We start from the raw sequence: 26,688 nt of genomic DNA, 5'->3' as shown, positions 1-26,688 counted from the left end.
TACTGAACACTGCCAACTGTATTGGGGAATTAGCTCAGCTGGCTAGAGCACCTGCCTTGCACGCAGGGGGTCAACGGTTCGACTCCGTTATTCTCCACTAATTTAGTAATTAGACAAAAGCCAATAGGCAAGAGTTTAAAAACTAGATAACGAAGCGATACTAATGCCTTTTGGCTATTACCTATTGCCTAGAAAAAAGTTCATTGACATATTGAGATAAGAAAATAATAAAAGTAGAAAGCAGATTTACTATTTATTTAGTAAATCGAAAAAACGGTCTTAATTGATTTTAAGATTGGTACAATAAGCAAAATAAGGGCGTATGGGGAATGCCTAGGCTCTCAGAGGCGATGAAGGGCGTGATAAGCTGCGAAAAGCTACGGGGACGAGCACACATCGATCGATCCGTAGATACCCGAATGGGGCAACCCACTATGTTGAAGACATAGTACACCGATAGGTGAGCAAACCCGCTGAACTGAAACATCTAAGTAGGCGGAGGAGAAGAAAACAAAAGTGATTCCGTAAGTAGTGGCGAGCGAACGCGGATTAGCCCAAACCAATGTTGTTACGGCAATGTTGGGGTTGTAGGACCACGTTATTTGTTGCGGATAGAATTAGAATCTACTGGAAAGTAGAGCCAAAGAAGGTGATAGCCCTGTATAAGTAATAGAAGATAACGATAGTGGTATCCTGAGTAGGGCGGGACACGAGAAATCCTGTCTGAATTTGGCGGGACCATCCGCTAAGGCTAAATACTCCTGAGAGACCGATAGTGAACCAGTACCGTGAGGGAAAGGTGAAAAGAACCGTGAATAACGGAGTGAAATAGATCCTGAAACCATACGCTTACAAGCGGTCGGAGCCCTTTCGTGGGGTGACGGCGTGCCTTTTGCATAATGAGCCTACGAGTTAACGTTGCTGGCAAGGATAAGTGGTTAAGCCACGGATCCGTAGCGAAAGCGAGTCTGAATAGGGCGCTTTAGTCAGTAGTGTTAGACGCGAAACCGTGTGATCTACCCATGGGCAGGTTGAAGCTGTGGTAACACACAGTGGAGGACCGAACCGGTTGACGTTGAAAAGTCTTCGGATGACCTGTGGGTAGGGGTGAAAGGCCAATCAAACTCGGAAATAGCTCGTACTCCCCGAAATGCATTTAGGTGCAGCGTTATGCGTAAAGTTATATAGAGGTAGAGCTACTGATTGGATGCGGGGGCTTCACCGCCTACCAATTCCTGACAAACTCCGAATGCTATATAATGTTTCATAACAGTGAGGGCTTGGGTGCTAAGGTCCAAGTCCGAGAGGGGAAAGAACCCAGACCATCAGCTAAGGTCCCCAAATATACGCTAAGTTGAAAGAACGAGGTTTGTCTGCATAGACAGCTAGGATGTTGGCTTGGAAGCAGCCATTCATTTAAAGAGTGCGTAACAGCTCACTAGTCGAGCGGACGAGCATGGATAATAATCGGGCATAAGCGTATTACCGAAGCTATGGATTTCATATTAAATTATGGAGTGGTAGGGGAGCATTCTCACAGGGTAGAAGGTGTATCGTAAGGTATGCTGGACTGGTGAGAAAAGAAAATGTAGGCATAAGTAACGATAATGCGGGCGAGAAACCCGCACACCGAAAGACTAAGGTTTCCACAGCTATGCTAATCAGCTGTGGGTTAGTCGGGACCTAAGGCGAACCCGAAAGGGACAGTCGATGGACAACGGGTTAATATTCCCGTACTACTTATTACTGTGATGGGGTGACGGAGTGATGAAAGCGCCGCGAACTGACGGAATAGTTCGTTGAAGTACCTACCTATAAGATCTGCAGGCAAATCCACAGATCTTGGGGAAATACGATAGTACTCGGAGTCTTCGGACAAAGAGATAGTGCGCCTAAGGGCTTCCAAGAAAAACCTCTAAACTTCAGGTAATGAGTACCCGTACCGCAAACCGACACAGGTAGTCGAGGAGAGAATCCTAAGGTGCTCGAGAGATTCATGGCTAAGGAATTAGGCAAAATAGACCCGTAACTTCGGGAGAAGGGTCGCCACGCTTTGCGGCGTGGCCGCAGTGAAGAGGTCCAGGCGACTGTTTATCAAAACACAGGGCTCTGCAAAATCGTAAGATGAAGTATAGGGCCTGACACCTGCCCGGTGCTGGAAGGTTAAGTGGAGATGTTATCTTCGGAGAAGCATTGAAATGAAGCCCCAGTAAACGGCGGCCGTAACTATAACGGTCCTAAGGTAGCGAAATTCCTTGTCGGGTAAGTTCCGACCTGCACGAATGGTGTAACGATCTGGACACTGTCTCAGCCATGAGCTCGGTGAAATTGTAGTAACGGTGAAGATGCCGTTTACCCGCAGTGGGACGAAAAGACCCTGTGCACCTTTACTATAGCTTAGTATTGACCTTGGACAAATGATGTGTAGGATAGGTTGGAGACCGTGAAGTGGCGTCGCTAGGCGTTGTGGAGTCATTGTTGAAATACAACCCTTTGTTTGTCTGAGGCCTAACCCCGTTATGCGGGGGACATTGCTTGGTGGGTAGTTTGACTGGGGTGGTCGCCTCCAAAAGAGTAACGGAGGCTTCTAAAGGTTCCCTCAGTACGCTTGGTAACCGTGCGTAGAGTGCAATGGCATAAGGGAGCTTGACTGAGAGACATACAGGTCGATCAGGTACGAAAGTAGAGCATAGTGATCCGGTGGTTCCGCATGGAAGGGCCATCGCTCAAAGGATAAAAGGTACGCCGGGGATAACAGGCTGATCTCCCCCAAGAGCTCATATCGACGGGGGGGTTTGGCACCTCGATGTCGGCTCGTCACATCCTGGGGCTGGAGAAGGTCCCAAGGGTTGGGCTGTTCGCCCATTAAAGTGGCACGCGAGCTGGGTTCAGAACGTCGTGAGACAGTTCGGTCTCTATCTACTGTGGGCGCAAGAAATTTGAGTGGATCTGATTCTAGTACGAGAGGACCGAATTGGACAAACCTCTGGTGTATCTGTTGTTCCGCCAGGAGCATCGCAGAGTAGCTACGTTTGGAAGGGATAAGCGCTGAAAGCATATAAGCGCGAAACCCACCACAAGATGAGATTTCTTTTAAGGGTCGTGGGAGATGACCACGTTGATAGGCTATAGATGTAAAGGCAGTAATGTCATAGTCGAGTAGTACTAATAACCCGTAAGCTTATGTACACTTTTCCCTCGCTTCGGCGGGGGAAGAAACTTTCTAATAAATACTTTTTTCTTTATCTCAGTATGTTAAGATATTTTGTAATTGATAGTTAACTTTAGTTAATTAATAATTATGATAATTGCCCAAAGCAATTATAACAACCTTAAGGTGGTTATTGCGGCGGGGCTCACCTCTTCCCATCCCGAACAGAGTAGTTAAGCCCGCCTGCGCAGATGGTACTGCAGTTATGTGGGAGAGTATGTCGTCGCCTTTCTTTTGAAAACCCTATCCAAACTGGATAGGGTTTTTTTGTTTTTCATAGGATCGACGTGTTCGCCTAACGGCTCGGCTTGTCGTCTTTCTTGGGGCAATCCCAAAACCTGTGGAGTAGCAAAAATTAAGCATAAATATTAGTTAGCCTAAAAGTAAGAATTGTACATTTCTTACTCCTCTAAATTAAGATCTAAAAGCTTTTGTTTTAGTATTGAAGGATTCCGCTGAAGAATTGGTACTTCTGTTATCGAAATGGTTTAATAATGATTCATTATTGATTTTGAGATTATATTGAACGACTTAAAACCAGATTGCTTTATTTTTTTCATACCATCTGGCCAATCTTGATAGTCCAATAATTTTATAGGTTGCTTTCTCAAAGATGTTTCTCAAATCTTGAGCTAAATCAGATGCTTTTTCAATGTCAGGATACAATTCAAATTATACTAAAGTTCGTTCTGTTTGGTTTTTATGTTACTTGATTATTTTTTTGTGTGAGTATAAGAAATAGTGACTTCTAACCAACAATTGTTTAATTGCATCATCATTTGTCAATAGTATAGGTTCAAATTTTTTATTTGACGCTTTATCTATTGTTTTATTTTTGGAACAATTATTTGTTAGTGGTATGTACTTCTAATTTTTTTAAATTTTAAGAAATAATGAATTTAGCTAATCGTCAGTATTTTTATTTAATAACAATTAAAAAATATGTTTAAAAAAGGTTATTATAACGGTTTGTGTTTTGGGAAATTCCTGAGTAATCGTCACTTTTTTTTCGGCCTTATTAAAGAAAAGTTTCTGAGACTAGACACCGTTGTTTAGGATGAGGGCTTATGTAATTGTAATGACATCCGATTATGTTACTATCAATAATGGTTATAGTAGTTTTTTTCCTATTTTTCTAGTCAAAAAAAGGATAGAGTTTTCACTAGAAGAAAGCTATTTTTTAAGTTGGTTATTGTTTATCCAAGGTTTTTGTAAAATTGGACATTTGTTTATATGTAAGTAAATATTAATTCTTGCAATCGCTTAAAAAATGTTTATATTGATGTTATTAGTTAATTTAACTCAATTGATAGAAACTATCGGATTGGAATCTGTTGACTTCTTTTAAAAACGACCTAACCTTGTTCCTCTTAATTTTGAGTTACCACTAGACCCCTATATAGTTTTTGTAAAATTTCATAAAAGGATATAGTTGTATTTAAAATAATATTATGTTTTATTTTTTAAATAATCTAACATACTTAAAGAAATTGGCTTTGATAAGAAATCTGAAACCATTGGGTATGTTTTTGCTTTGTCTAAATCTTTTGGATCTATTGTGGAAGAAAGAATGATCACTTTTATGTCTTTAAATTCATCATATTCAGGAGTATTAAAAATATCTAAGAATTCCCATCCACTCATTACTGGCATATTTAAATCCAAAAATATTAATTTAGGAAGCAAAACCTTTTCATTATCATCAATTTTTAGTTTGTTAAAATAATTCAGAGCTTCTTCTCCATTTGGAAGTGTAATAATATTTTCTGAAAATAATGTTTTAGCAATGACTTTTTTGCTCAACATTAGTGTAATAGGATCGTCATCAATACATAAAATTAAATCAAGCATATTAATTAGTTTTTTAAAGTTATAGTAAAAATAGTTCCTTTGTCAACTTTACTTTCAATATTGATAGTTCCTCCCATAGCTTCCACCTGTGATTTAACAAGATAAAGACCTAATCCTTTACTATCGGGGTAATTATGGAATCTCTGGTATAAACCAAAAACTTTATCACCATTTCTTTTTAAATCGATTCCTATACCGTTATCCTGAAAAGTTAATATAGTAGTGTCATCTATTTGTTTAGTGGATATATTAACAATTAACTGTCGATTCTCTGCTTTGAATTTTAAAGAATTAGTTAGTAAATTAAGTAATATACTTTCTATATAGGATTTGTTTATATTTATACAGGTTAGCTGTGCAATATCGATATTTATAATTGGCGTACATAAATCAATTTTAAAAGAGAGTTGCTGACGCACTTTTTCGAAAATTTCTTTAAGTAATACATCTTCTTTAGTAATAGATGCGTTATCTTTAATAATGATTACTTTATTTAAATCATTTACAGTTTCATTTAGAAGGTTTGTTGATTTTTGAAAACCCTCTAGTATTTCTTTTAATTCGGAATCATTTATTGGGATGTCTTCTATTAGATTTAAAAGCCCTGTTAAGTTGGATAAAGGAGCTCTTAGATTGTGAGAAGTAATATATGAAAACTGTTTTAAATCCTTGTTATTTTGAGTAAGCTCTCTAATAAGTTGTTCTTTTTCTTTTTCTTGTTTTTTCTCAATTGAAACATCTTTTTGAATTGAAACCCAATGTGTGAGTTCCTGTTCTAAATTAAAGATAGGAATCATTGAAAAGCGTATCCAATATTCTTCCCTGTTTTTTTTGTTACTTAATGTTTCAATAAAAGCTTCTTCTTTATTTTTAATGGCAGATATTATTTTGTTAATATCTTCTAAGCTGGTATTTTTTCCTTTTAGAATATCTGGTGATTGTCCGATAATTTCTTCAGGCTCATAGCCTGTCATGTGTGAAAAAGCAGGATTAACATAAATGATTTTAGGAAGCTTTCCTTCATTGAAATTAGCCTCGGTTATGACTATCGAATCTCTTGTTTGTAAGATAACTGTCTCTAAAAGCTTTAGACGCAACTCTTCTTTCTTTTGCTTTGTTATATCTTGAATTGCACCAATCATTCTAATCCCTTTTCCCTTTTCATCTTTCAAGATGTATCCTCTATCTAATACATATTTATAGGTGTTATCTGCGCATTTAAAACGATATTCATCTTGCCAATTATCGGTTTTTTGTTCAATGAAAGAGTATAATTTGATAGACATTTTAATACTATCTTCAGGATGTATGTTGTCAAACCACCATTTAGAACCATCGCCTACTTGGTCTTTATCATATCCAAATATATCTTTTATGCCTTTATTCCATAAAATTTTATCTTCCTGAATTTCCCAGTCCCAAAGAGTATCACTTGTTGCTTTTGCTACAGCATCATATCTTTCATTTGATGCTGTAATTTCATGATTGGCAATATTATGTTTTTCTAAAATATCAATATTCGTTTTTTCATTTCTAGACATAATGTATTTGTATGCTATTCCTGTGGAGAATACAAAAACAATATCTTTTATGAAGTTGTAAAGAGGATAATTTTCATCTGAAGAATAATTAAGCAATAATTTATATAAAATAATAGCCGTGAATAGGGCTATTAGTAAATAGATAATAGTTATTTGATTGATTTTATTTTTCATTACTCAAATGTAATTAAATATTATTTAATTCAAAATAAACAATCGAAAACTTATTTTGTAAGTTTAGTCTTGTGAGTGTAAATGAGTCTAATTGGTTTATAATATGTAAACTATTGCAGAAAGGTTTTTTATATCAAAATAAAGTGTACCTTTGCACCCATTAAAAATCACAGATGGAATCTATTAGAAACATTGCAATTATTGCCCACGTCGATCACGGTAAAACAACTTTGGTTGATAAAATTATGTATCACTGTCAATTATTTCGTGACAACGAAAACACAGGTGATCTAATCCTTGATAACAACGACTTAGAGCGTGAAAGAGGTATTACCATTACTTCTAAGAATGTTTCTGTTCAGTATAAAGGAACAAAAATCAACATTATTGATACTCCTGGTCACGCCGATTTTGGTGGTGAAGTAGAGCGTGTATTGAATATGGCTGATGGAGTTTGTTTACTGGTAGATGCATTTGAAGGGCCTATGCCACAAACGCGTTTTGTATTACAAAAAGCATTAGACCTTGGTTTAAAACCTTGCGTTGTTATAAATAAAGTTGATAAAGAAAACTGTACTCCTGAAGAAGTTCACGAAAAAGTTTTTGACTTAATGTTTGAATTAGGAGCTACAGAAGAGCAGTTGGATTTTCCAGCGGTTTACGGTTCTGCTAAGAATAACTGGATGTCTGACCATTGGGAAAACATAACTGATAATGTTGAAGCATTATTAGATATGGTTATTGCTAACGTTCCGGCTCCTAAAGTTTCAGAAGGAACTCCACAAATGTTGATTACTTCTTTAGACTTTTCGGCTTTTACAGGTCGTATCGCTATTGGACGTCTTGAAAGAGGTGTCTTGAAAGAAGGAATGCCAATTTCTTTAGTAAAAAGAGATGGTACAGTAATGAAATCAAGAATTAAGGAATTACATACTTTTGAAGGACTTGGTCGTAAAAAAGTACAAGAAGTAATTGCTGGAGATATTTGTGCTATTGTTGGTGTTGAAGGATTTGAAATTGGAGATACTATCGCTGATTTTGAAAATCCTGAAGCTTTAGCATCAATTGCTATTGATGAACCTACAATGAGTATGTTGTTTACAATTAATGACTCTCCTTTCTTTGGTAAAGAGGGTAAATTTGTAACTTCTCGTCATATTAGAGACCGTTTGACAAAAGAATTAGAGAAAAACTTAGCAATGAAATTAGGTGAAACTGATTCAGCTGATAAGTTTATGGTTTTTGGTCGTGGGGTACTTCACTTATCTGTTCTTATTGAAACAATGAGAAGAGAAGGATACGAGATGCAAATTGGTCAACCTCAAGTAATCATCAAAGAAATTGATGGTAAAAAATGTGAGCCAATTGAAGAATTAACTATCGATTTACCTGAGAATCTTTCAGGTAGAGCTGTAGAATTTGTTACTATCCGTAAAGGTGAAATGCTTTCTATGGAAGGTAAAGGAGATCGTATGATTATAAAATTCAACATTCCATCTCGTGGAATTATTGGATTACGTAATCAATTGTTAACTGCTACTGCAGGTGAGGCTATTATGTCACACCGTTACATAGGATATGAGCCTTTCAAAGGAGCTATTCCGGGACGTAACAATGGTTCGTTAATCTCTATGGAAAATGGTAAAGCTATTCCTTATTCTATTGATAAATTACAAGATCGTGGTAAATTCTTCGTTAATCCTAATGATGAAATTTATGAAGGTCAAGTTATTGGAGAAAATTCACGTAGCGATGATATGTGTGTAAACGTAACTAAGGCTAAAAAACAGTCTAACGTACGTTCTTCTGGAAATGATGAAAAAGCAAGAATTATCCCTCCAATTATTTTCTCTTTAGAGGAAGCATTAGAGTATATTCAAAAAGATGAATATGTAGAGGTAACTCCAAAATCTATTCGTTTGAGAAAAATTTATTTGACAGAAACTGATAGAAAAAGATTTAAAATCTAATTTTTATTTATATAATAAAAAAGCCATTCGAAAGAATGGCTTTTTTTATGCGTTGTATTGAAGTGTTAATTTTTATTAATAATAATAGCATTAATCATATATGATGTTAAACAAACTTATTCAAAATTTCAGGTTTTTAAACCTAAGTAATATCAACTCGGGGACTGGTACTCATAATAAATAGTTCTAGTAATAATTAGATTAATATCCTGATTTTTATTTTATAACATCAGGATATTAAAATTATAGTTTGAATTTTAAATATTGTTAAGCTTATGTTTATCTTTTTAAAGTAAAATGTCCTTTAGCTTCTCTACCATCTTCTAATTTTACAGTATACCAATAGTCATCAGAGGATAAAGGTTGACTATTGAAAGTACCATCCCATCCTGTATCCGATGGAATAATTTGATTTAAAAGCTTACCATACCTGTCAAATATATAAATGATTGATTTTGAATTGAAATTTGCATTTACTCCTTTTAAATTCCAATAATCATTATATCCATCTCCATTAGGTGTGAAGAATTTAGGTACGCCAATTACTGCGATTGATTTGCTTATAGTTCCGCACCCTTTTTTATCAATAATATATACCTCATGGATTCCAGCGGATACATTTTCAAAAAAGTTAGATTTTTGAAAAGGACCATAAGGAGAATCAATACTATATTCATATTCACCTTGTCCAGTAGCATTTATCGTTACTGAATTGTTTTCATTAAGGTCCTCAATTTTTATTGTACTTATATGTGCGATATCTGAAGAAGTTACTTTTATGGTTCTAATTCTACTGCATCCAAAAAAAGTTTTAACTTCTACAGTATATAACCCCATAGCATTTACATCTAGGGTAGGTTGTGTTTGTCCTATTAAAACTTGGCTGTCTTTGGTCCAAATATAACTGTAATTACTCGTAGGCGAACCATCATTTATTCCTGCATCAAGTTGGACATAAAAACTAGGAAGATTAGAGCAAACTAAATTGTCATCGTTATGGTCATCATTGGTATTTATATTTGGTTTTGCATTCACGGTTAATGTTATATGCGGCCCAAGACCATAACAAGCATTGTCTAAAGTGCTTTCAATACGAACCCAAATTTGCTGTTGGTTTGGATATCCTATGTTTCTATAATTTGATGTATTTGTTATTTCATTAGCTTCCGCTAATGCATCGGTTTCATTTCTATAATAGTGTATGGTATAAGAAGAAGACGATCCTAAATAAAGGGTTTTAATTTCAGAAGTGACGCTACTAAAATTAAAAGTGGATATACCATCTTTATCGTCATTTTGTACATCTATATAATCATCACAATCTGAAAAGGTGCGTTTATAAGTTGTTGGAATTTGTGTTGTGGATACAACTAAATTTAGCTGTGCTACACTAAAACATCCATTTGAATTTTCTACTCTAGCCCAAACTGATCCATTTGTACTGTTATAAGTCAGGGGATTTGCTATTTTAGTTATAGTACTGTTAGTATTTGCTCCTAGTTGTGTAGTAAAGTAAGTGAATGTTTCATTTGAATAATTTGTTGATATAAAACTATTTTTTTCGGTTAAATTAAAGTTAGAATAACCATCGGCATCATCATCACATTGCACTAATGTAATAGGTGAAACTATGGTTGGTAAAGGAAGAATTGTAATTACTTCTTCATTAGAGATTAAACCACATGAATTGCCAATTTTGTTTAAAATCACACGATACTTATAACCATTCATAGCGTTAGGTATTCTTGTAATAATTAAAGTATTAGATAGTGCTCCAGAATAAAGAACATTATTATTAATGTTAACCCAAGTTGAACCATTCGTGGAAACCTGCCATTGATATGTGTTTCCGCCATTATCTTCCACGGATATTTTTGCATTCTCAAGCTCGCAAGTTGGTAAAGATTTAGGTTGAGTTGTAATTACAATAGGTGCTGACGTAATGTAATTTATATGGGGGCTACTGTATGCGGTTCCACTTGTAACGATTCCTTTAGTATTTACTGTTAAAGGATTGTTTCCTAGTAATCCATCGTTATTTGGATCTTGAAAACCTGCCTCAATAACATCATTGCAAAGATCGTTATCACTGTCAATTTCTCTGTAATCTTTTATTCCATCTCCATCTGTATCACGTATTGTATAATTCAAAGTACCCGAATCATTTGCGGTTTCTAAAGATAATGATAGTCCATTAGTACCAAAAGAACTCTTTGGCCCGTCTATAATACCATCATTATTAGTGTCAATTGAATTGCTTCCAGACTCAACTAAATCGTAAATACCATCATTATCACTATCTAAATCTAAATAATCAGGAACGCCTCCTATTGAAACGTCATTGTCAGTATCTTTTGGGATAAAACCTGTTCCAAAAGCATCGCTCATCCCGTCTTTGTTTAAATCAACAGAGGTGTAAGCAATCACATTAGTCCCTTGTGCTTCGATAGTATCTGGGATTCCATCGTTGTCACTATCTAGATCTAATTGGTCAGCAATACCGTCACCATCAGTATCTTTTGGTAGGCAAACTGCATAAAATTTGAAACTTGATTTGTTAGGAGCCGTATCGGATAAGTTTTTATGGGTAATGCGGATTGAATTTGTTAAGTAAGTTTGAAATTTAAAATTTCCAGTTCCAGCCGCTAGAGGCACTACGCTTTTTAACCTAAAACGTATTTCAAATGAAGAATATTCTGTAATACCGCTTTCGTATATACCATCATAATTAGTGTCAATCAATAACTGGTCACTTGGATTTAAAACTGTAATGGTTTTGTCAATATCAGAATTTATAATATATTCAGCATCTGCATTCAATAAATCAGTAGTATTGGCAGTTGTTATATACTCCATTCCGATACTTATGGGTTTATTAAAAGACATAAGATAAGATACTGAATTCAATTTACCAGCAGGAATTTCTGTTATAAAACTTCCATCTGTTTGTCCAATAAATGGAGTAGGGCTGTATACAGCTGAATTAGAAAGAATTCCGTTAAAGCTATTCGAATAACTATTGACTGAAATACTTCCAGAATTTAAATTCGAAATATTTATGTTTTGGTTACCATAAGATTCTGTACAGTTTGTGATACCATCATTGTCATTATCGATATCAATGTTATCATTAGCCAAGTCATTATCCATATTAGTAGGACAATTGCTCACTGGAATTCTATCTGATATTAATGTAGTTCCACAAGCAGAAATAGTAGCCGATAAATGATAATAACCAGGCTGAGTTGGACGGTAACTAGGTAATTCAGATTCTGGTCCAGTTAACTCAAAGTCGTTAAAAAACCATTTGTACTTATCAAATGAGGAAATAGAACTAGAGCCTAAAATAATATTTGGAATGCAATTAGAAGAAGATATATCTAATTTGGTTAAACTTACATCAGGTTTAAAAGTAAATCCAGAATAATAACCTCCATGAGTAGCATTGACATTTGAGCCAAAGTAGGAGAGATATAATTGTTTTGTTGAGAATACAGAAATGTTTCCAGACAATCCTGTTATTTTATAGGTTTTATAAGCTGTATTACCAATAACATCAAATGGTCCTTGAGCAGTTACTGAAGAAGGTAAAGTTGCATATGTATAATTGATTCCGTTTAATATAAAACTTAAATCAGCACCTGTTTCTGTAACTATATTTACACCATTATTTGTTGTAAATTGAAAGTCTCCAACATTATCAATAAACGGTATATTATCTATAATGTTTGGTGTTTCACAACTTAATGGCGGGACAAAATACATTTCTTGGTTGGCTTGTGTATTTCCACCAATTCCTTGATAAGCAAATATGTTTTTGTTGCTTTTTACATATAAATTTCCAGAAGGACTATAGTTAGATCCATCTAGAGCTAGATATTGACCAGCGTTTAAAATGTAATCTGGAGTATTGGTGTTGTCATTTAAAAATATTTTTGTGTCGTTTTCATGAGCAATTAATAAAGGTTTTTCTATTACATTAATTGTACTTGGGCCTTTAACAAAAATATATTCTTTGCCAGTTCTTTCAGCTGAAACAATTTGATCAAATCCTAAATCCACTCCTCCGCTTGTTCCATTTGAACCTACAAATGAACCACAGTTTACTGCAATTGGTTTATCGGAACTGACTAACGAGCCTATTAGTCCATTTCTATTTGGAGAAGTTAAAGTTGTAGATTTTGCGGCTAATGTATAACTTTCGCCTCTATTTAAAATAATCGGTAAGGGGTTGTTGCCACCGGGATTGTTTAATAATGCCACTCCATTTTTTATGTCACTAAAATTTATAGTAGTATTATTTTCTGTCGCTAACACAGAAATAAATGTAAGAAAAGTGGTGTTGGTAGTAAAATCGGTATTTATAAGGGAACCAATTCTAAACTGAGTTCCCAAACCAGCAATACCTTTTGATATTAATCCTCCAGCTTGATTACCTCCACCTGCTCTCAATCTAATAGATGCATAAACTTGTTCTTCGGCTTCAATTATAAACCCTTTGTCGTTTAATGGGTAACTAATATTTGCTTCATTTACAATTAGGTTTGTGTTTGTTCCGTAACCAATATCTAACCTATATGGGATACTTCTTGTTACTGTTCCATTAATAATACCAAACGAAAATATAATATATACCAATTTTGATAATTGGTTTTTTTATGTTATATTTGGACTATATTATAAAAGTAATCATGGCGCATGCAAAAATTTTGGTAATTAAGGAAACCGAAAAAGAAATAAAAAATCTGCTCAAACAATCTATTCCGTTTATTGGTCAACGTTTGAGAGTTCTGCTGATTTTGAAGCAAAACGAAAAAGTAGGGATTTCTAAACGTGAGGTTGCTAAATTAGCTGTGGTTGACCCTAATAGCGTTCAGAATTGGAGGACATTATACCTTAATTCTGGAATTGAGGGTTTGATGAAGCATCAAAAAACAGGTTTTAAGCCGTCGGCTTTTAATGCTATTGAACACAATATGTTGGAAACAAAACTCAACGACCCTCAAAATGGACTTCAAGGCTATGTTGAGCTTAAAGATTGGATTGAAAAAGAATCAGGAAGACTTTCAATTACAATACGTTGCTTTATTATTGCATCAGGAATTTTAAATCAAGTGTAAAAGTAGCCCGCAAAAGTCATGTCAAAAAAGACGAAGATCAGGGAATCTCTTTTAAAAAGACTTCGGACGAATCTGTCAAGAAATAGCACTAAATACGGTGGGTGATTTTGACTCTGTAAACTTGTATTTTCAAGATGAATCGCGTTTTGGTTTGTTCACTCGAAACGGAAAATCAGTTACTGCTATTAGTGTTAAGCCGATTTGTGCTTTCCAACAAGTTTTTAAATCAACTTGGCTTTCTGGAGCTTTTTCGCCCATAACTGGAGACCATTTTCAATTAATACTCCCACATTGCAACGCTGATAATTTTCAAGTTTTTTTAGATAATTTCTCAAAGGAAAATCCGAAAGAACTCAAAATAATGGTGCTGGATAATGGAAGGTTTCATAAGGCAAAAAAATTAATCATTCCTGAAAATATTGTTTTGGTTTTTCTACCACCATATAGTCCAGAACTTAATCCCGCTGAAAAAATGTGGGCAAAATACAAACGAGAATTTTCTAATAAATTTTATAATTCATTGGAAGATGTAGAAGATTTCATTACTAATGTCGTAAAAGCTACAAGCAAAAAAGAGGTAATGAGTATCTGTGGATATAGCTATGTATTTTTAGATAAAATTTGGGCCATATAATACATGTGTTTGGTATAATATTTTTTCCTATAATATTTATTGTAAAATTAACAGGAGTACTACTAGGTGAAGAAATGTATAAATATTGTTCTTGTGCAGATTGTATATCAGCCCCCCCAATTGGTGGGATATAATGTGTTTTGCTAAATTGGGCAAAACATGAAATCGACAAAAATGTAAAGAAAAGATATGCTATTTTTTTCATGCGCTAAAATTAATAAAAATAGTTCTATCTTTTTAACGAAAAATGGCCTTTTATTTCTTTTTCAGAATTAATTTTTAGGTTAAACCAATAATCTGTTGCGGGTAAGAGATTCCCATTAAAAGTGCCATTCCAACCAGAGTTGTTTGCGTTTAATTGTTTTAATAGTTTGCCGTAACGGTCATATATAGTAATTGTGGCATTAGGGTATATTTCAAGATTATTGATTTTCCATAAATCATTAAAACCATCACCGTTTGGAGTAAAAAAACGGGGGTAATCAAGTATGGTAATTGGAAATGTCAAATACTCACAAGTCCCATAGTCTCTTATGTAAGCTGTGTAATTTCCAACAGCTAATCCAGTAAAGAAAGGAGATGATTGGTAATTTTTCCCATCCAAAGAATAATCATAAGTCCCAGTTATCGATGGAGGTATCAATTGAACTGAATTAGCATTGCCTGAAAAATTATTTACTATGGGGATTGTTAATAGAATTGTAGATGATTTAATGCTAGTAATAGTTTGTAAGTTAATAGTAGCCGTTTCAGTGCAGCCATATGTTTTGCTGGTCACTTTTACATAAACTTTTTGGTCCGTCAAACCTGTTTTTATGAATGATGTTGGGTTTGTAATACGATCTGATAATACAGTCCCGGTTTGCGTTTCATAATATTCGATAGATATCAAACTTGAATCACCATTTTTGATGGTGGCTTCTGCTTTGGTCAAGTCAAAAAAAGCAGCTCCATTATCATCACATTTTATCAGTGAAGTATCTTTCAGTAGTATCTCGGTTGCATATTCTATTTTGATTATTCCTGTAACGGTACAACCCGCCGCTACAGTAGTTTCTACTTTATAAACGCCAGCTTCTTGGATGACTAAAGAAGAACTTGTTTCAGGAAGAAGAGTTGTTCCGTTTGAATCAGTTCTTGTCCATTGGTGAAGACCAGGGAGATTAGTATTAAGTGTGATGGCTTCTCCAAAACAAATAGGGTTATTGGTTGCAATTAATTGGTCTTGACCCAAATCTATTTTTGAAGAAAAACTACCTCCCTCTATAAAAACAGCTGAATCATAAGTATCGATAACATCATCTGCTATAACTAGTTTTATGTGGTATTTTTTTCCGGCTATTACAGCCGTTTGTGCGTTCAGAATTTTAGTTTGGCCGCTATAGTTTATTGGGCTTGTATATGTTGGGCTTGTATTTAATCTATCAAAATAAGATTCGTTTTTTGCAGCGCATCCATTTAGTCCAAGAGGATAGGGAGGAGTTAAGGCAGGAATTAGTGGACGTACATTTATAGATGAAACAGGTATTTGACCAGGAAGTACTGCTATGTTTTTATAAGTTGTTGAGTCAAATTCGCGTATTAAAAAAGCAAATCCGTCAGAAAAACGACAAGGATAATTATCCTGATATTCATTAGAAGCAAAAATGTAATTGAAACTTATGAAATTAGTTAGCGGAGTAAAATCAAATTCTAAAACTGTTGCATTTACAGATGCTATTCCTAATGCCGCGTCCAAATCTGCATCACCTTTCCATAATGTTGTTCCGCCTCCTTGAATCCTAGTAAATGGACCTATAGAATTCTTACTTGCCCAAGTACTCAAAACAATTCCATTTGTTAATGGGAAACTACCTCCATTATTATCAAAAGATCCAAAACTGTTTTTTACAGGAATTGTTGTATCGCCTTTAGTGTTTTCACCAGAAACATTTAGACAAGCGCTATTGTTTGTTAATATCTTAACAAGATCAATTGCGTTTTTAGTATCATCAATATTTATTGATTGTGCATTTAAGAGATTTGCGATGATACATAAAAACAGACTGTATAAAAAAGTATTTTTATCTGTCATAACCTTACAAAGGTATTACAAATCTCTGCTTTTTAGTAGTTTGTATGATGAAAACATAAAAAATAATGACCATAATAGGACGATAATAATAGCCGAAAAATGAACATCATAATCTTTAATACCATCAACCCCTATTTGTGTACCAATGTTTTTAACCACAGACAAACGTGTAAATGGTTCCGAAATTAAATTTGACATGGATTCCAAGGGGAAAAACTGTGTAATATAAGAAGGAATGTCACTGTCCGGAAAAATTTTGAATGTCAATATACCCTTTGCGATACCTTCTACAATACTCCAAACCAATAGAAACCCAAGTGCAAAAGCGGAACGTTTTACCAGTATTCCAAGAAATAAACAGAAGGAGAAAAAACCAACAAGTTTTACAAAAAAGGCAATTAAGTACTCTAAATCAGAAAATATAATACTTGTTTCAGTATAGGATGAGAAACTTAATCCTAAAAGTAAGCTCATTATAAAAACAAAAATGGTCGAAACAAAAGCAAATAATAATACGGTTAAAAACTTTGATAAAATGAATTCTTTTTTACTCATACCATCAATCAGGTTTTGTTTTAAAGTTCCGTAACTATATTCATTTGCCATCATTGATACGATTACAATCGCTAGGAAAAATTTTAACCAAGCAGCTATATAAGTATTAAAATGCCATATAAATGGGAAATTAAAAATTCCCATATCGGCAAGATGAAATTTAAAAAAACCAATGTCAAATTTTATTGATGCTATCAACGCAATGAAAGAAAGCAAAATGAAATAAGTTAAAGTTAGAACTCGACTGGCTTTGTTTAACCAGATTTTTTGTAATTCGATAGAAAGTAATCTTTTCATATTTTTAGTCCTTTAGTGCTGGTTTTATATTGTTTGTTAACTCTAAAAATTGTTCTTCCAGACTATTTTTACGTTTTACTAAATGATTCAGGCTTATATTGTTTTCAAATAAGAAAGCATTCAATTCTGATGCTTCTAAAGGGCTTTTTAAATAGACAAAAACTTTTCCTTCTTCATTGACAATATTTTCTGTAGCAGGATGTGTTTTTAAAATTTGGATAAGATTTTCAGTATCTGTTGCTTGTACTTCAAAGAAACCTTCGTTTGAAGTCATTCCGTCAACTGGTCCAGAATATAAAATCTCCCCTTTTCTTAAAACTAAAACATGGGAGCACACTTTTTCAACTTCATCTAATAAATGGGAAGCGAGTAGAATAGTGGTTCCTTGAGAAGCTATTTGTCTGATAATATCTCTAATCTGATGAATTCCTTGTGGGTCTAAACCATTTGTAGGTTCGTCAAGAATTAATATTTCGGGATCGTTTAACAAGGCAGAAGCTATGGCTAGACGCTGCTTCATTCCTAATGAAAAAGTGCGAAACTTACTGTCTTTTCTATCGATTAGACCTACTAATTCCAGTTTTTCCTGAATTTTTGAATAATCAATACTCTTAATTCTACAAACCAATTTTAGATTTTCCTCAGCCGTCATGTAGGGATAGAAATTAGGCCTTTCGATAATTGCTCCAACCTTTTTTAAGGCATCATGTGTTTGTATTTTTCCATCAAACCATTTGTATTCTCCTGAGGTTTTATTCACCACATTCAATACGATTCCTAAAGTTGTTGATTTACCACTTCCGTTTGGTCCAAGAATACCATAAACATATCCTTTTTTTATTTCGAAGGATACATTTTTTAGGGCTTGTAAACTGCCGTAGCGTTTGTTGAGATTATTAATTGAAAGGATGGTTTCCAAAATGTTCGTTTTTTTAGCTTTTCTATATGACGAACAAGTACGGAAATTGTTACTTCTAAAATTGAAATTAGTTTGAAATACTAATTAATTCTGTAGCAGCTTTTAATTTTTCAGCATTAATAGGTTTCAATATATAGTTTTTAACGGCAACATATTTTTTTACCATTTCAATATCCACGGGGTCAATTGAGGAAGTAACAATAAAAACTGCAATTTCTTTTTTTATTGGTATTAATATAAATTCATCTAGAAATTGCCAACCATCCAGAATGGGCATATTTAAGTCAAGTAAGATAACATCAGGTAGATTTAATGGATCATTACAATTTTTTCTCAGTTCATCTAAAGCAAGTTGTGGATTAAAAAAAGTAACTATTTCTTCGCAAAAATTACTTTTTGAAATGATCATACTCATTAATTTTACCGTCAATTTATCATCGTCGATAATATAGGTCATCTTATTTTTCATTTATAAATATTTTAAAGATGGAACCTTGTCCTTCCTGACTTTCAACTTCGATTTTTCCATTCATGACCTCAAGTTGGTTTTTAGTAATAAATAACCCAATTCCTCTCGCGTCTTCATTTCCATGAAATGTTTTGTACATTCCAAATATTTTATGCCCGTTTTTAATTAAATTTATTCCTAACCCATTGTCCTTGAAACTTATAATTGTGAAATGTTCATTGACCTCATAACCAATTTCTAAAACAGCTTTTCGCTCAGGAGATTTGTATTTTACCGCGTTTGTAAATAAATTAAGTAATATACTGTCTAAGTAAGCAGGAATAACACTCACAGTTAGATTATCTGGGATAGTATGAATTATTTCTATTTGACTTTCCAAAAGGATTAATCTCAATGCCATTTTTGTTTTTTCGATTTCATCTTTCAATCGAATATTCTTTTTTTCTATATTGGTGTTTTTCTGGATTGTGATGATTTCATTTAAATACTCAATAGTTTCAGACAATTTTTCGGTTCCTTCTCTAAACATATCGATATAAGAGAATTTTTCATTTATATCTTCAGTATTTTCCATAACATCCAAAACCATAGATAGATTACTAACATGAGAACGGATGTTATGTGAAACGATATGGGAAAAATTAAAAAGTTTATTATTTTGTTGACTAGATACTTCTAATATTCTTTTGAGTTCTAATTCCTTTTCTTTCGCTGATGTTACGTCTCTACCTACACATATGAATTTAGTACAGTTCCCTTTTTTGTCAAATACAGGTGTAATATTGAATTCAAACCAAAAATTCTCTTTTTGTTTATTATAATAGAGTATGATACTTTTTAAATCTTTTTTATCCTTAACAGCTTCTCTTATTTCATCAAAAGTTTTTAAATCTGTTTCTGGGCCTTTCAATAAGTAACCCGTTTTTTTGTTTAGTATTTCAGCCATATTAAACCCTGTAAGCTTTAAGTAAGCTTTATTAGCCCAAAGAGCTTCTCCCTCAGGATTTGCAATAATAATGGCATCTGTTGTTTCAGAAGCAACAAGTGACAACATATTCAAACTTTCATCTGCATTTTTACGTTCACTTATATCTCTAAAAAAACAGACTAAATAAGCTTTGTTTTTAACTGTAAATTTCTTTCCGGATGCAACTTCCACAGGAATTATTTTTCCGAATTTTGATTTTAGATAAGTCTCTTTTACAAAGTAGTCGTCTTTATTTAATTGATTTGCCAAGAATATTTTAATCTCTTTTCTTTTGTTTACCGGGAATAATTCGAAATTGTGTAACCCTATTATTTCGGAGCAGTTGTATTCAGTAAGTTCATAGAATCTGGAATTACAGTCCGTAATAATTCCAGTTGTAGAGTCAATAATAAGGATGGCATCATTTGCACTGGAAAAAACCGAAGAGAATTTTTCAACACTTAGTTCGAGTTTATTTATCAGATTCTGTTCTTTTGTAATATCTTGAAAAGAACCAAATATTCTTGTAGCTTTAGTATCTTTGAATTCTACCCGACAGATGCATTTTACATATTTAATGTTGTCTTTAGCCGTTATAATTTGGAATTTTTCTTCAAATGAAATCCCTTCTTCAATTGCTTTTTTTATATGCATTTTGAATTGTTCCCTAATTTCACCTTCTGGGAAAAAATTATTTGCATAACCTCTAAATGGCTTGAAATCTTCGGATACTTCAAGAATGCATTTTGTAACGGTGTCCCAATAAACCTGATCAGTTTCTAAGTTTACTTCCCAAATACCAATTTTAGCGGTTTTGGCCGCATTAATATAGATTTCATGCTTATTTGTCATAGTAGGTAATAGGGTAAAAGATGTTTCTTCGTGGCATTCAAATTTAAAACAATTATATTCTCGACTACTTTTTTTGGACAATATTATGTATGTTAATTTATTTTTTCGTCTTTGATAAAACGGTAAGTTACTGGTTGTTAGTTGTTATTGTGTTTATTTGAAACAAAGAAATTTATTTTAAAATAGAATTTTTCTTACTGTATTAAGTTTGGCTTTTTAATTGTTCAATTTATATTTTTATGACAGTTGTAATTTTGTAAAAATTGGTCTATTAAAAACAAGTTGTTTTTGTTTTGAGTAAGTTTCCCCTTAAATTAATGTAAATTTGCAATAAATGCATATAATATGAGTGACTCGTCAATACTTTTTAAAAAACCATCCTATCCTATAAATAAATCTCTTTTTGAATATTTGGAACGGTTTGATCGTATCTCAAAAGTTTCTATTTGTTACGATGATTTATTACGTTTTTCAGGTGCGATTAACGTTTATGATAAACAGGACAAGGATACTTTATGGGCTAGGGTCTTTTATAATGAATTTGAAAGGAATGAAATTGATTTGAATTTAAAAAAAATCTATACACTTTTACATTCAGACGGTAATTCAGAGACAATTAAATTTTTGAATGTTGATGCGATAGATTATTGCACTTTTGGGAATTCTAAGCCCTTTAGGATAAAAGTAAGAAATATTCTTAATGATAATTATGTTCATTTCTATATTAAAAAAGCAGATGCTTCCCGTATTTATGGACTCGAATTAGAGCACATTCTGTCTCCGGATAAGATTAATTTTTTGGTTTACGAAGATACTTTAATTGAAGAGCATATAATAGGAATTCCTGGAGATGTATTCATTGAAACGTTACTTCAAGAATGTAATGAAACTGAAAAATCTCAAATTGCTAAGGAGTTTGTTAAGTTTAATGAACGTTGTATGATTCGGCTTTTAGGAGATATGCGGGCATATAATTATGTTATTGTGCCAATACATGATTTTGACCAAGTGGTTTATAAAATACGTCCTATCGATTTTGATCAGCAATGTTACGAAGGAAACTTCAAAATATACCGTCCCCAGTTCTTTAAAGAGAATTACCCTATGGTGAAATTGGTCAAAGATAAATTACAAGAAAGTTCTGTTGAACAATATAAAAACGAGGAACGTTCCGCTTTGGCCAAAAGGATTCTTTCTGCCGAAACACGTATCAAAAGATTATTGAAAATCATGGGGAACGATCTTATTGCTCCTGACGAGCATGTAGAACAATTAAAAATGGATTTATATCGGTATACAAATGATCTAAATTTTAAAAATGCAAAACGAATGGGTAATGTATTGAGTGCGGCTTTTAGATTTGTAACAAGAAACTTTAAGAATGCCAATTTATTTAGACCCGGTTTTTAGTAAATATTCTTTGATTGTTTTTATTTTTTTTCGAATATGAAAAACCACCTTTTTTTATTTTCTTCAATTTTTTTATTGTTGTCATGTAAGCAAGACAGTAATTCAATTGTCACTATTTATACATTACCTAAGAGCTTAAAAGAAGTTTCTGGAATTAGCTATTCTACAACTTCAAAATTACTATGGACGCTAGAAGATAGCGGTAATGAAAACAAAATTTATGGCTTAAATTCTACGGGTAAAATTGAAAAGGATATTACCATTGACAATACTTTGAATATTGACTGGGAGGATATTACAAAGGACAGAGAAGGGAATTTATACATAGGGGATTTTGGCAACAATGACAATATTAGAACGGATTTATGCATTTATAAAATTGACAAAACTTCACTAGTAAACAATAATGCGGTTCCAGTTTATAAAATAGCATTTGATTACCCTGAACAGATACAATTTCCTCCAAAAAAGAAAGGGTTGTTTTATGATGTCGAAGGTTTCTTTGAGTTTAAAAATAATTTCTATTTGTTTACCAAAAACAGAAGTAAAGGTTATGATGGAACAGTTTTTATTTATAAAGTTCCTAATGCTCCTGGAATGCATAAAGCACAATTAATTGGGGAATTTAAGACTTGTTCTGATTATGATAATTGCGCAATTACAAGTGCCGCAATAAGTCCTGACGAAACCAAAGTTGTTCTTTTGAGTCACAGCAAAATTTGGCTTTTCGAAAATTTCTCCTCCGATGATTTCCTCTCGGGAACTAAGACCGAAATAGAATTACAACATTATTCTCAAAAGGAGGCCATCTGTTTTAAAGACAATACAACTTTATTGATTGCCGATGAAAGAGTTAAAAAAACAGGAGGTAAACTTTATGAAATTAATATCAATAAACTAAAATCCAAACCCTAATCCAAAGCTAATTCTTGCATCATCATCAGTGCTCTTAAAAAACGCGACTCTTGCAGTGACTATATTTAGTCCATTTAGCCATAATCCACCACCAACAGATTGATGCCACATATCTGATGTTTCGCCATCAAGCCAAATTCGGCCATAATCATATCCGCCAAAAAGACCGTACGACATAGGGATCAAATTTTTTCTTATTTTTCCAATTGTAAAACGCAAATCACTACTTTGAAAAAAAGATTTATTCCCTAAAAAACGTTCGTTTCTAAATCCTCTTAAATCATAATCCCCACCCAATGTGGCCCCTTGATAGAATTCGAAATTATTGTTCAGTATCGCTTTTCCTTTTAATAAAGTAGCCAATACAATTTTTCCGTCCCTATCTATTTTATGATTAAAATTAAGTTTGGCTTCCAGCGTGGTGAAATTTCGGTTTGTCTCTTTTAAATTAATTTTCCAACTACCGGCAAGCGAAAATCCCATTCCTAAAGTAGGAAGCGAAGGGTTATCATAATTATCATAACTGTACTTTAGTGTCGTGCCTGCAAATTGTTGCCTTTCAAAAACTATTGGATTTACCGTGTTTGAAAGGCTTATAAATCGATTGGGTGTTTGGTCAATTTCAATATTTTCAAATGATGTTTGGATTTGGAACTCACTTCCAAGTCTTCCGATTTTTTTAAACTGCGGTGCTATTTTTAGCATAGCAATACGCACTCGATTGTAATCCATTCCAAAAGCATCATCATCATTTAAGGTTTCATTCCCGTATCCAAAATAATTAATCGAAAAATTAGGGCTTGTAAATCGGGTTTCCAAATTGAAATCCCATTTCCCTATTGATTTTGGAGAATGTATATCATAAATTAATTCAAAACCATCTGTAGCAAAATAATAATTAGCTTTTAATGTGTGTTTTTGTGTATAAGGGTTTTGGCTAAATTTGTTAATGATGTAGTTTGCAATAATACCAATTTTAACACCGTCATCAGGATTGAAACCCAGCATCGGTAATCCTGAAAACGAATTGTATTTTGGCTTTTTATAATCGTAAAGATTCGTTTCGTAATTATCAGTTAACTGTTTTTTAGTTTTGGAGTCAATGTTAAACGTATTCTCTTTAGACTTGAAATCATGAATTTTAATTCGGTTTCCATTTTCTACTTTATAAATGTCATGGTTTTGACCACCTATTAAACGAATATTAATTTTTGAATTCGTGTTCCCTTTTATATCAAACTCATCATCATCATCAAGACCATATATCCATAGATTTTTGGTTTTAGAACTAGTAAATTCTTTTTTATAGACTAACTCATCTCCTTCTTTTTTTATTCTATAAACGGCAACTTCAATATTGTTATTGGAAATTCGATTGATAATGAATTTGTCCTTTTTATTTGTTCCGACAATTAAAACTGTTTTCTGTAAAACTTTATAATATATAGAAGCATAGGTTTCTAAATCTTTTTTTCGAATTTTTAATTTTTGCTTAATGCTTTCAATCGTTTCATCTTGAACTTCTGTGGGAAGGTTATTAAAAGCATTGTCAATATCTTCGTTCGAAAGGTTTTCTTGGATATATCTTGCTTGATTTACCCAGTCTGCTTCTGTTGCAGTTTTGAGAAAAGCAAGGTCTAAAGGATACGGTTCCCTATTAAACCATTTTGCATTTTTGATTTCATTTTTGAAAGTCTGCATGTGGCGTAAAGCGGGAATATTCATTAAAACAGCAAGCAATGCACCATCATATTTTGAAAATGCTTGATCTCTGTCTCGCGGAATAGGCTTGTAAATGATTTTGTCCCCTTCTTTATATTCTCCCCAGCGCCATTGATCATAATGTCTGTCCCAATCGCCAATAAGCATATCAAATAATCTCGCTTTTATATAGGATGGTTCATCAACACTGTATTTTTCATCCTTTTGAAGTTTTTTTAATAAATCATCTGTGCTGATTATTGTGTCTGGATATCCAAAACTCTTCAAGTCTTTTTGTCCATCAGATGGTCTTTCTTCCAGCATATACAATTCATTCCCAAAAGAAGTATTGTATTCTTCCAATGCTTTTTGTTTCGGGATGTAATATAAAACGGGATTGCTATGAGAAACACCTATTTTATCTGCCAAATTCCCCACTGCAAAAGGAGTGTATGGGTGAGAAGTTGTATAGAAATCATAAAGAAAATTTTCAGCATATGTATTTTTAAATTCTTCTTCAACAAATTGATCCTTAAAAGCAACAGACTGTAAAAAACGAGAAACGCTTTTTTTTATCGCACGCATGGCGTATTCTTTTCCGTTTTTATCAATTAGTTGTAATGATTTTGATTGATGTCCTCCACCAGCACGTTTTGGTGTTAAACCTCCAAAAAGAGTGTCTAAAACAGCAGTTTTAACTTCGATAGGAAGTGAGTAATATTTTCTATAATGTTCTCCAAAAATAAAATTATGAATTCCTGATTTAGAAGTCATTTCAGTAGAATATATAGTTGTTTTTGTTGAAGAAGGGAAAGTAGTAGGGTAGTAGTTGCTATCTATTTTTATTTTTGAATCTAAAATAGTTTTCTTAAAAAGTATTTTTTCTTCTTTTTTTTCAGTTCCAATAAAATTCAATTGTACCGCACCGTTTTCAAATACGTTTAAAGTTGCAAAACCATTTCGACCATAAGTAAAATCATTTGGATTCACTGCTTTTGCTGCTTCTGATTTTGAACCGGCTCCGCTTATAATTTGTTTTATGTTTTCATTTTCTATGAATTGTAGATTATGATCGTGACCAGATACGACAATTACATTATCTTGGGTTTGCAGTAATGTTTTAATGCGTTTTGTTAAAATAGTGTACTGCTTGTTTTGAAGATCTTGCGGACTTATTCCGGATGTTTTTCGAATAAAATTAAGAATAGATCCTAAAACGGGAAGCGGAATTTTATTGCCTAACGGAAATAACTGCTTTTTTAAGGAGTAATGGCCGCCGTGGCTTCCATTAGTCATTAAGGGATGATGTAACGCCAGAATGACGATTTTATCTTGATTTTTATTTAAGAGGCTTTCTAATTCTTCAAATAAACCTTCTTTAGTTTTTATATCGCAATTGTCATTTATTGTTGGTGTTTTCTCCCAGTCTTGCAGGAACCATTGACTGTCAATTGTGATCAGGATTACTTGATCATTTATTTTTATGTCATCTATTGCGCATGCATTTTTTGGTAAAAAAGATTTTTTGTCTTTTAGGTATTCAGTAACAAATTTCTCTTGTCGTTCCAGTCCTTTAATTCCGTTGTACCAGTCGTGATTTCCTGGAATAAAAATGGTTTTTCCTTTAAAACCTTGAGATAAGTCCAATTGATTCGTTAACTTCTTTTCAGCAATAAGTTGTTCTTTTGGGGTATCTTTGCCGGGCATTCCTTTTGGGTAAATATTATCACCAAGGAATAAAAGCGTGCTGTTTTTTTTTGCTATTTCTAATTTTGAATGAAGTAGTGATAGCGTATTTCTGGAATCACCTTCGTCAGTATTTCCCGCATCTCCTATTAAAAAGAAAGTGTGTGCAATTTTTAAAGTATCTAATTCATTTTGAGGTTCTGCTTGTGCTGTTTTGTTTCCATATTGTGCATGATGAGTCGCGCAGGATTGTAGCAATATGAGTATTAGGAAGATGCAAGAATGCATTTTGTTTAGGATAAAACGTTTTTCCGAAAACAATTTCATAATTTAGTAGTATAA

The 26,688-nt window shown here is 33.3% G+C and carries 15 protein-coding genes, 1 tRNA gene and 2 rRNA genes; 8 read left to right on the top strand and 10 right to left on the bottom strand.

What is annotated here, in order from left to right:
- Window positions 1-23 precede the first annotated feature (23 nt).
- The 3 genes from FLAK523_RS13970 (at window position 24) to rrf (ending at window position 3,443) form a co-directional block, all read left to right on the top strand.
- Window positions 24-97: transfer RNA gene (locus tag FLAK523_RS13970), tRNA-Ala, on the top strand.
- Between the two features lie 204 nt (window positions 98-301).
- A 23S ribosomal RNA gene (locus tag FLAK523_RS13965) occupies window positions 302-3,189 on the top strand.
- A gap of 144 nt (window positions 3,190-3,333) precedes the next feature.
- Window positions 3,334-3,443, top strand: a 5S ribosomal RNA gene (gene rrf, locus FLAK523_RS13960).
- Between the two features lie 299 nt (window positions 3,444-3,742).
- On the opposite strand, the gene FLAK523_RS15240 is transcribed toward rrf, so the two are convergent.
- From FLAK523_RS15240 to FLAK523_RS13950, 3 genes are all read right to left on the bottom strand, one after another.
- A complete protein-coding gene (locus FLAK523_RS15240; protein ID WP_256469081.1) occupies window positions 3,743-3,877 on the bottom strand; it encodes a hypothetical protein in 135 nt (44 codons plus the stop codon).
- A gap of 783 nt (window positions 3,878-4,660) precedes the next feature.
- On the bottom strand, window positions 4,661-5,062 hold the full coding sequence (locus FLAK523_RS13955) for a response regulator (RefSeq protein WP_248904595.1): 402 nt from the start codon (window positions 5,060-5,062) through the stop codon (window positions 4,661-4,663).
- Window positions 5,063-5,067: 5 nt separating this feature from the next.
- Window positions 5,068-6,777 carry a PAS domain-containing protein gene (locus FLAK523_RS13950; protein WP_248904593.1) on the bottom strand — a complete coding sequence of 570 codons (1,710 nt, stop codon included), beginning with the start codon at window positions 6,775-6,777 and terminating at the stop codon, window positions 5,068-5,070.
- Window positions 6,778-6,950: 173 nt separating this feature from the next.
- Between FLAK523_RS13950 and typA the strand changes: the two genes are divergently transcribed.
- Window positions 6,951-8,747, top strand: coding sequence for a translational GTPase TypA (gene typA, locus FLAK523_RS13945; protein ID WP_248904586.1), 1,797 nt, complete (start codon window positions 6,951-6,953; stop codon window positions 8,745-8,747).
- Between the two features lie 279 nt (window positions 8,748-9,026).
- Here typA and FLAK523_RS13940 read toward each other — a convergent pair whose 3' ends face one another.
- Entirely contained in the window at window positions 9,027-13,385 is a 4,359-nt protein-coding gene (locus FLAK523_RS13940) for a T9SS type B sorting domain-containing protein (RefSeq protein ID WP_248904577.1), read from the bottom strand.
- A 20-nt stretch (window positions 13,386-13,405) separates the two neighbouring features.
- Here FLAK523_RS13940 and FLAK523_RS13935 point away from each other — a divergent pair, with 20 nt between their 5' ends.
- Both FLAK523_RS13935 and FLAK523_RS13930 read left to right on the top strand, forming a co-directional pair.
- Window positions 13,406-13,867 carry a hypothetical protein gene (locus FLAK523_RS13935; protein ID WP_248904568.1) on the top strand — a complete coding sequence of 154 codons (462 nt, stop codon included), beginning with the start codon at window positions 13,406-13,408 and terminating at the stop codon, window positions 13,865-13,867.
- A gap of 97 nt (window positions 13,868-13,964) precedes the next feature.
- The gene (locus FLAK523_RS13930) at window positions 13,965-14,501 is read left to right on the top strand and encodes an IS630 family transposase (RefSeq protein WP_248902447.1); all 537 of its coding nucleotides are present in this window, start codon (window positions 13,965-13,967) and stop codon (window positions 14,499-14,501) included.
- 229 nt (window positions 14,502-14,730) lie between these two features.
- On the opposite strand, the gene FLAK523_RS13925 is transcribed toward FLAK523_RS13930, so the two are convergent.
- From FLAK523_RS13925 to FLAK523_RS13905, 5 genes are all read right to left on the bottom strand, one after another.
- Window positions 14,731-16,575, bottom strand: coding sequence for a T9SS type B sorting domain-containing protein (locus tag FLAK523_RS13925; RefSeq protein ID WP_248904566.1), 1,845 nt, complete (start codon window positions 16,573-16,575; stop codon window positions 14,731-14,733).
- 15 nt (window positions 16,576-16,590) lie between these two features.
- Window positions 16,591-17,427 (bottom strand): ABC transporter permease, encoded by an 837-nt coding sequence (locus FLAK523_RS13920; RefSeq protein WP_248904564.1) that lies wholly within the window; start codon window positions 17,425-17,427, stop codon window positions 16,591-16,593.
- A gap of 4 nt (window positions 17,428-17,431) precedes the next feature.
- Entirely contained in the window at window positions 17,432-18,346 is a 915-nt protein-coding gene (locus FLAK523_RS13915; RefSeq protein ID WP_248904562.1) for an ABC transporter ATP-binding protein, read from the bottom strand.
- 67 nt (window positions 18,347-18,413) lie between these two features.
- Window positions 18,414-18,815 (bottom strand): two-component system response regulator, encoded by a 402-nt coding sequence (locus FLAK523_RS13910; RefSeq protein WP_248904554.1) that lies wholly within the window; start codon window positions 18,813-18,815, stop codon window positions 18,414-18,416.
- Window positions 18,805-20,634, bottom strand: a complete 1,830-nt coding sequence (locus tag FLAK523_RS13905; protein ID WP_248904552.1) for a PAS domain-containing sensor histidine kinase — start codon at window positions 20,632-20,634, stop codon at window positions 18,805-18,807. The genes FLAK523_RS13910 and FLAK523_RS13905 overlap by 11 nt, the downstream gene beginning before the upstream one ends.
- A gap of 345 nt (window positions 20,635-20,979) precedes the next feature.
- Here FLAK523_RS13905 and FLAK523_RS13900 point away from each other — a divergent pair, with 345 nt between their 5' ends.
- Together FLAK523_RS13900 and FLAK523_RS13895 are read left to right on the top strand one after the other, a co-directional pair.
- Window positions 20,980-22,044, top strand: a complete 1,065-nt coding sequence (locus FLAK523_RS13900; RefSeq protein ID WP_248904550.1) for a hypothetical protein — start codon at window positions 20,980-20,982, stop codon at window positions 22,042-22,044.
- A 36-nt stretch (window positions 22,045-22,080) separates the two neighbouring features.
- Entirely contained in the window at window positions 22,081-22,959 is an 879-nt protein-coding gene (locus FLAK523_RS13895; RefSeq protein WP_248904548.1) for a hypothetical protein, read from the top strand.
- Here the strand turns inward: FLAK523_RS13895 and FLAK523_RS13890 are convergent.
- Window positions 22,942-26,673 carry a metallophosphoesterase gene (locus FLAK523_RS13890; protein ID WP_248904546.1) on the bottom strand — a complete coding sequence of 1,244 codons (3,732 nt, stop codon included), beginning with the start codon at window positions 26,671-26,673 and terminating at the stop codon, window positions 22,942-22,944. The genes FLAK523_RS13895 and FLAK523_RS13890 overlap by 18 nt on opposite strands.
- Between the last annotated feature and the right edge of the window lie 15 nt (window positions 26,674-26,688).

Source organism: Flavobacterium sp. K5-23 (genome assembly GCF_023278045.1).
In the GTDB taxonomy this organism is placed as follows: Bacteria; Bacteroidota; Bacteroidia; order Flavobacteriales; family Flavobacteriaceae; genus Flavobacterium.
Note: the sequence above shows the minus strand (reverse complement) of the source record. Positions and strands in the feature narration are given on the sequence as shown.

Excerpts from the sequence above, each read along its gene's own strand:
- FLAK523_RS13955 (WP_248904595.1), bottom strand. The coding sequence starts at position 5,062 with ATGCTTGATTTAATTTTATGTATTGATGACGATCCTATTACACTAATG.
- FLAK523_RS13950 (WP_248904593.1), bottom strand. The coding sequence starts at position 6,777 with ATGAAAAATAAAATCAATCAAATAACTATTATCTATTTACTAATAGCC.
- typA (WP_248904586.1), top strand. The coding sequence starts at position 6,951 with ATGGAATCTATTAGAAACATTGCAATTATTGCCCACGTCGATCACGGT.
- FLAK523_RS13935 (WP_248904568.1), top strand. The coding sequence starts at position 13,406 with ATGTTATATTTGGACTATATTATAAAAGTAATCATGGCGCATGCAAAA.
- FLAK523_RS13925 (WP_248904566.1), bottom strand. The coding sequence starts at position 16,575 with ATGACAGATAAAAATACTTTTTTATACAGTCTGTTTTTATGTATCATC.
- FLAK523_RS13920 (WP_248904564.1), bottom strand. The coding sequence starts at position 17,427 with ATGAAAAGATTACTTTCTATCGAATTACAAAAAATCTGGTTAAACAAA.
- FLAK523_RS13910 (WP_248904554.1), bottom strand. The coding sequence starts at position 18,815 with ATGAAAAATAAGATGACCTATATTATCGACGATGATAAATTGACGGTA.
- FLAK523_RS13905 (WP_248904552.1), bottom strand. The coding sequence starts at position 20,634 with ATGACAAATAAGCATGAAATCTATATTAATGCGGCCAAAACCGCTAAA.
- FLAK523_RS13900 (WP_248904550.1), top strand. The coding sequence starts at position 20,980 with ATGAGTGACTCGTCAATACTTTTTAAAAAACCATCCTATCCTATAAAT.
- FLAK523_RS13895 (WP_248904548.1), top strand. The coding sequence starts at position 22,081 with ATGAAAAACCACCTTTTTTTATTTTCTTCAATTTTTTTATTGTTGTCA.
- FLAK523_RS13890 (WP_248904546.1), bottom strand. The coding sequence starts at position 26,673 with ATGAAATTGTTTTCGGAAAAACGTTTTATCCTAAACAAAATGCATTCT.